This is a genomic window from Pseudoalteromonas sp. TAB23, from assembly GCF_000498075.1.
In the GTDB taxonomy this organism is placed as follows: Bacteria; Pseudomonadota; Gammaproteobacteria; order Enterobacterales; family Alteromonadaceae; genus Pseudoalteromonas; species Pseudoalteromonas arctica.
The window spans coordinates 1-3,803 of the sequence record NZ_AUTP01000320.1 but is presented as its reverse complement, the minus strand read 5'-3'; the positions used below and the strand labels follow the sequence as shown (position 1 = coordinate 3,803).

3 protein-coding genes and 1 pseudogene are annotated in these 3,803 nt (G+C 41.3%); 1 reads left to right on the top strand and 3 read right to left on the bottom strand.

Annotation, left to right across the window (positions count from 1 at the left end):
* The 3 genes and pseudogenes from L654_RS0120990 to L654_RS0120980 all read right to left on the bottom strand — a co-directional run.
* Positions 1–246: pseudogene (locus L654_RS0120990) on the bottom strand (anthranilate phosphoribosyltransferase); the annotation flags it as partial.
* An 11-nt stretch (positions 247–257) separates the two neighbouring features.
* Positions 258–860, bottom strand: a complete 603-nt coding sequence (locus L654_RS0120985) for an aminodeoxychorismate/anthranilate synthase component II (protein WP_024590415.1) — start codon at positions 858–860, stop codon at positions 258–260.
* A gap of 1 nt (position 861) precedes the next feature.
* Positions 862–2,430, bottom strand: a complete 1,569-nt coding sequence (locus L654_RS0120980; protein ID WP_007582499.1) for an anthranilate synthase component 1 — start codon at positions 2,428–2,430, stop codon at positions 862–864.
* 464 nt (positions 2,431–2,894) lie between these two features.
* Here L654_RS0120980 and L654_RS0120975 point away from each other — a divergent pair, with 464 nt between their 5' ends.
* Positions 2,895–3,749 (top strand): PHP domain-containing protein, encoded by an 855-nt coding sequence (locus L654_RS0120975; RefSeq protein WP_024608971.1) that lies wholly within the window; start codon positions 2,895–2,897, stop codon positions 3,747–3,749.
* Positions 3,750–3,803: the final 54 nt, after the last annotated feature.

Here is a 3,803-nt window from a genome sequence, read left to right as displayed (position 1 = left end):
CGTACTGCTGGTAGTAAAAGCAACGGCGTTTTCGCGCATTGAGGCCGCAGCGCCTGCAATCTCGTCGCTTACTTCGCCTTTAATTTTAAGGCTTATAAGTAGGGCGGTTAGCTCAATTTCACTCATATTACCTTGCATTATTTCATCAAAAAGCGCTTTGGCGTCTGCGTAGCTTAATGATTGCCCCGTAATTAGTTGCTCAATCGCGTGTTGAACATTTATGGGTTGTTCTGGTTGTGTACTCATAATGTCCTCTTTTATTTAGCGCGTGTTAAGTAAGCGACACTTTGCTGAAGTAGCATTGCGCCGTTTGGCGTTAGTATTGATTCTGGATGAAACTGATAACCTAATGCGTTGTCATCATGATGATAAATAGCCATAGGGATATCTTCGTACTGGGCAATAACCTCAATATTATCAGGCACTTTTGTTGCCATTAATGAATGGTAACGTGCCACAGGCATTGTATTGCCCATACCATCAAATACAGGGTGCTCGCCTAAATTAATAATTGAAGACTTACCATGTACGGTTTCACCCGCGTGACCGATTACTCCACCGTAACTTTGTGTTAATGCTTGTTGGCCTAAACAAATGCCTAGCATTGGGAAGTGGCCTTTAGAGAGCTCAATAAGCTCCATTAAACAGCCTGCATCGCTTGGTGTTCCAGGGCCAGGCGAAAGTACTAATAGCACTTGGCCTTGCTCTTGGCGCATTTTGTTAAAAATAACCTCGGCGCTAATGTTGTTTCTGTAAACAACCAGTTCGCAGCCAAGCATCATAAGCTCATCAACAAGGTTATATGTAAATGAGTCAAAGTTATCTAAAAAATAGATTTTAATAGGATTCGCTTTACTCATTTTATACCGCCTTATACGTAGATTTTATGGCGGTGATAACCGCTTGTGCTTTAGCGCGAGTTTCGTTTGCTTCTGAAATAGGATCTGAGTCAAACACGACACCGGCACCTGCTTGCACATACGCTTTATTATTTTTAACAAAAGCTGAGCGAATAACAATACAGCTATCCATTGCGCCATCACCGGTTAAGTAACCTACTGCGCCGCCATAGCTGCCACGGCGTTTACCTTCAGTTTGACGAACAAGCTCAGCAGCACGAACCTTTGGTGCACCAACAAGCGTGCCCATGTTCATACAAGCTTGGTACGCATGCAGTGCATCAAGCTCGGGTTTTAGTGTGCCAACAACGCGTGACACTAAATGCATTACTTGTGAATAGCGGTCTACTTTTAATAGCTCTTTGGCAAAACGAGTACCTGCAACACTAATGCGGGCTACGTCGTTACGGGCTAAATCGACAAGCATTAAATGCTCGGCGCGCTCTTTTTGATCGTTTCTAAGTTCGAGCTCAATGCGGCTGTCTAGGTCTGGGTTTATTTGCCCATTAGCAAATTTGCCACGTGGGCGAGTGCCAGCAATTGGGTATACTTCAACTTGCTGAGATTGCACTGTGTATTTAAGTGCTGATTCAGGCGATGCGCCAAATAAAGCAAAGTCTTCATCGCGCATATAAAACATATACGGGCTTGGGTTTTGCTTTTTAAGCTGGCTATAAGCATGCAAAGCGTCAGGACAAGGTAGTGAAAATGTACGCGATGGCACTACCTGAAAAATATCACCGTCTACAATATTCTTTTTAAGCTTAACTACTTGCTCGCAGTAAGTGTCATCGTCTATATCAACGCTTACCTCACATTCGCCACTTTGCATATCCGCACTAAATTCTGAGGCGTTATCGCACAGTGTATTTAATCGCTCTAGCTCTTTGCCTACTTCAAAGCAATTTGCATGTACGTCTGGGCCGTTAAATACATTACCAATGAGTTCGGTTGTTTGTTTTTGATGATCAATAACAACTAAGGTTTCGGCTAAATAAAATACGTAATCTGGGCAGGTATTTTCGCCATCAGGTACATCACTTAACTGCTCAAAGTTTGCTACCATATCGTAGGCAAATACACCGCCTAAAAATAACGAAAATGGATTGTTAGTTGTGCTTTTTATACTGTTAATACAAGTGCGCAGAGCGCTAAATGCATTATCTGCAATTAGTTTACTCGCTTCGTCAGTATCGCCGCTAGTGTCTAAATAACACAGGGTAAGTGTTGCGCCGTCTAAAGTAGCGTCACAGCTTTTAACATTTGCCTGCAAGTAGCTTAGAAGCTGTTGCCCATTATTAGATTGAGCAGTAATAGTAACTGTTTTACCTTGGCATACAATGCGCAGGGCACAGTCGACTAAAATTAAACTTTTAACACTGTCTTTAGAATCAATCTCAGCCGATTCAAGCAGTAGTGAGTTAGGCTTATCAAGTGCCGCGTATAATGCAAGTGGACTACTTATATAGTCGCGTACTTGCGTAATGCTTGTTACTTCGCCTGGTGTGGTAGTTATATGACTAAAAATCAAACCTCATTCCCTCAAAAAATTAAACCCCGCAATGCTTTAGCAATGCGGGGTTTGAATAACGATATCTAAATTACAAACAGATCATTACCGTCCCGCTATATCAGGCGCCACCACCAACGATGTGTAAGAGTAAGACCGTTATTCATGTTTTTCTGCCTCAAAATTTGTTAAATATTTTTAACGTATACGTTTCGTAAAATTTAGTTATAAAAAAACCCGCATAGTTGCGGGTTTTGAATTTTTGTTAGACACGACAATTCATCACCCGATAATTACGAGTGCCACCACCAAATAGTGTTTAAGTTTGAATTGATCATTATTGTTAATTCTTAATGTGTCTGAAAGTGGCTACAGTAAAACGTATCTTATGCTTTTGTGTCAAGTGTTTATTTAAAACAATTTAGTCAAAAAAGTTGTTATACTTACATAAACACCAGTAACCCTTAATTTTAAGCAGTTTTCTTTTGATAAAATATGATTTACATAGCCATACCACACATTCAGACGGGCGTTTAACGGTTGAAGAATTATTGCATCGCGCTGTTGATAAAAATATTGATGTGTTTGCTATTACCGATCATGACACTGTGGCGGCTATTAAGCCTGCGCAGCAATTTATTGAAGCAGAAAACTTACCGCTTTCATTAATAACGGGTACCGAAGTGTCTACTAAATGGGAAAGCTTCGAAATTCATATTGTAGGTTTAAATATTGATATTAATAATATTGACCTTACCTCTTTATTATCAGCTCAGCAGCAAAAGCGAGAAGAGCGTGCACTAGAGATTGGTGTTCGCCTTGCAAAAAATGGCTTTGATGGCATTTACGAGCAAGCTAAAGAGCTGGCAAAAGACGCGCAAATAACGCGTGCACATTTTGCACGTGCCCTTATTGAGCGCGGTGTTGCTAAAAATTTCCCGGGTGTTTTTAAAAAGTACTTAGGGCGTGGCAAAACAGGCTACGTACCAAGTTGCTGGTGCACCATGCAAACCGCTATTGAGGCCATACATGCCGCTGGTGGTGTTGCTGTACTTGCGCATCCAAGTAGCTATCAAATGTCAAACAAGTGGCTACGCAAATTATTAGTAGAATTTAAAAGTGTAGGAGGGGACGCAATGGAAGTTGCACAACCTCAACAGGCGCCAAGCGAACGTCAATTTTTAGGTGAACTCAGCCGTGAGTACGAACTACTTTGCTCGCAAGGGTCTGATTTTCATTTTCCGACAAGCTATTTAGAGCTTGGCAAAAATTTATACCTACCAAAAGACTGCCAAGGTGTTTGGCAAGCTTGGGAAGGAGAAGAAGGGGCATTAACATGAGTCAATTATTTCATATTCATCCTGATAACCCGCAACCGAGACTAATTAGTCAAG